This is a genomic window from Rhizobacter sp. (assembly GCF_031412075.1).
GTDB lineage: Bacteria > Pseudomonadota > Gammaproteobacteria > Burkholderiales > Burkholderiaceae_C > Rhizobacter.
Map to the genome: position 1 here is coordinate 1 of NZ_JANOCG010000250.1, position 2,335 is coordinate 2,335.

The window sequence follows — 2,335 nt, forward strand, 5'->3', positions numbered from 1 at the left end:
GTCGGCCGGCCACAGCTCCGAGGCCTTGTAGTACTCGTGCACGGCCGGTGTGCCCGGTGGCAGCAGCACCCAGGGTTGTTTGGACATGGTGAAGATGTGCACGTCGGGCGGCAGGCGGTCGGGCTCGTCGAGCGTGCCCACGCGCACGAAGCTCACCGCCTCGCCCGCGCCGGCGTAGTGGCTCCACACCGCCACGTGGCAGCTCGGGCAGCGGCAGATGGTCTGGCCGCGCCCGCTGTTCGAGGGCGTGAGCACCCGTTCGACCTGGCCGCTCAGCAGTTGCACGCGTTCGGTTTCGATCATCGCGTTGAGCGCGAACGAACTGCCCGTTTCGCGCTGGCACCAGCGGCAGTGGCAGCAGTTCACGAACAGCGGCTTGCTGCTCATTCGGTAGCGCACCTGGCCGCAGGTGCAGCCGCCGTCGTACGGAGTCGGGTCGGTGGATGTCATGGGTGATGAGCGAGTGCGACAGCATGTTGAACGCCCAGGTGGGGGCTCGTCAATGCTGAGATGCCTCGCTCGGCCAGCAGGGCCGCGACGGGGGCCATCGAGGCCTGGGCCAGCACCACGCTGTCAGCGCCAGCGGCAACGCCTGCCACGGCTTCGACGAGGGTGTCGATGTACTCGCGCTGCCGCCCGGCCTGGAAGTGGGGCCAGGCGCCGGCGACCAACAGGGTCTCGATCACGACCGGGGTGCCCAGCCGCTCGGCCGACGACTGCAGCAGCGCAGCCGTCGGCTGCAAGGTGCTCGACAGCGCGGCTACCAGCAGCACCCGCGGGCCGGCGCGCGCCGCGGCATCGGCCATCGCCCGGTCGATGCGGGTGACCCGGTACGCGCCACCGGTGGGTGCGTCTTCGGCGATGCCGCCGAGTGTGGAACAGGTGCAGACCACGACCCGCGCATCGGCCTCGGCCAGGGCTTGCCGCACGCGGGCCACCAGGGCCGGGCTGTCGACACCTTCAGTTTGTGCGTCGGCCAGCAGGTCTTCGCGCACGACGTGCGCCACCCGAAGCCCGGGCGCGGTCGCGCGCATCAAGGCATCGAAGGTCGGCACATGGACGGGCGAGGTGTGAAGAAACGTGATGTCGTGGCGCATGCCTTGGCCTTCTTCTTTCAGCAAGTCGCACCGCCCCCAGTCTGTCACTGGGCCTTGGGTGGGGCCGCTCCTAAGCGTTGCACGGTGGCCGACCCGCCGCTTGATACCGAGCCACTCGCCTCACTGTAGTAGCCCACGCTGGCCGAGCCGCCGACAGCCGCACTCAGCGACTTCAATGCCCAGACCACGGCCTGCGCCGAGCCGCCTGCGGTCAGCGACACCGTGCGGGCCTCCAGCGCCGAAGCGTGCAGCGCCGACGAGCCGCCGAGCGCGACCGACAGCTCGTTGACCTGACCATCGGCCTTGACCGCGCTGGAACCACCGAGCGCGACGTCGAGCTTGCGCACAGCCACGGCTTTCAGGATCAACTGGCTGGAGCCGCCCATGCTGAGTGACAAGACCGACAGGTTCAAACCCTCGGCCACCACGGCAACCGACTCGCTCATTTCCAGGCTGCGCAGGTCGCGCACGGTGATGATCACCCGGGCCGGCGTCCTGTACACGCGCAGGTCTTCGACCACCAGCGTGTCTTTTTCGACCCGGGTGCTGATCAGTGGCAAGACCTGCTCACCGGCCTCGACCAGCACGGCGTTTTTCTCTCCCTGACGGACAAGCACCCTGGCCCGGGTGCTGAGCGTCAGGCCCTGAAAGGCCGCCACGGCACGCGCCTGTGTGACGGTAGGGTCGGCGGCAGCGGCACTCGTGGGCAGGCACAGCGCCAGCAGCAGCGTCCCGAGCGCCGCCAGGGTGGTGCGGGTTGAACGAGAAGGTGAACAGGCGAGGAGGTTCATCGCAGAAGCCTCATGGTGCAGAGGGCACCATGCTTGCAGCGTTCGTGGCCCTTGCCAAGTGCAAGCCGCCGGGCTGCAGATGGCGGCGACAGGTTGCAGCAGTTTGCGACAGGCGCTCAGAAGGTCCAGGTGCCCGCCACATAGGCCGTGCGCCGCACCGGCAGTTGCGCCGCCACCGACTCCGAAGGCCCGCCGTTCACACGCAGACCGGCATCGATGCGCACCCGGTTGCCTTGCCAACCCAGCGCGGCGGTGAGCACACGGCCACGGTCGGCCGACATGTAGAGCACATCGAACGACGGTTGCCAGCCTTCGTGGTCCCAGGCCAGGCGGGCAAACACGTTGTTGCGGCGCAGGCTGCTGCCACCGAAGGCCTGCGCCTGCCAGCCGAGGTTGCCGGCCACGGCGCGGCGCAGCATGTCGGGGCCACCGGAGAACCAGGCCTGC

The 2,335-nt window shown here is 69.1% G+C and carries 4 protein-coding genes; all 4 read right to left on the reverse strand.

The features are described 5' to 3' along the window. A partial coding sequence (locus RMO40_RS08955) for a GFA family protein (RefSeq protein WP_309719309.1) occupies positions 1 to 450 on the reverse strand: 450 nt, incomplete at its 3' end. After that, positions 447 to 1,097 (reverse strand): Asp/Glu/hydantoin racemase, encoded by a 651-nt coding sequence (locus tag RMO40_RS08960; RefSeq protein ID WP_309719312.1) that lies wholly within the window; start codon positions 1,095 to 1,097, stop codon positions 447 to 449. The genes RMO40_RS08955 and RMO40_RS08960, both read right to left, overlap by 4 nt. Before the next feature lie 44 nt (positions 1,098 to 1,141). After that, on the reverse strand, positions 1,142 to 1,888 hold the full coding sequence (locus RMO40_RS08965) for a GIN domain-containing protein (RefSeq protein WP_309719315.1): 747 nt from the start codon (positions 1,886 to 1,888) through the stop codon (positions 1,142 to 1,144). A 116-nt stretch (positions 1,889 to 2,004) separates the two neighbouring features. Then, a partial coding sequence (locus RMO40_RS08970) for a hypothetical protein (protein WP_309719318.1) occupies positions 2,005 to 2,335 on the reverse strand: 331 nt, incomplete at its 5' end.

Excerpts from the sequence above, each read along its gene's own strand:
- RMO40_RS08960 (WP_309719312.1), bottom strand. The coding sequence starts at position 1,097 with ATGCGCCACGACATCACGTTTCTTCACACCTCGCCCGTCCATGTGCCG.
- RMO40_RS08965 (WP_309719315.1), bottom strand. The coding sequence starts at position 1,888 with ATGAACCTCCTCGCCTGTTCACCTTCTCGTTCAACCCGCACCACCCTG.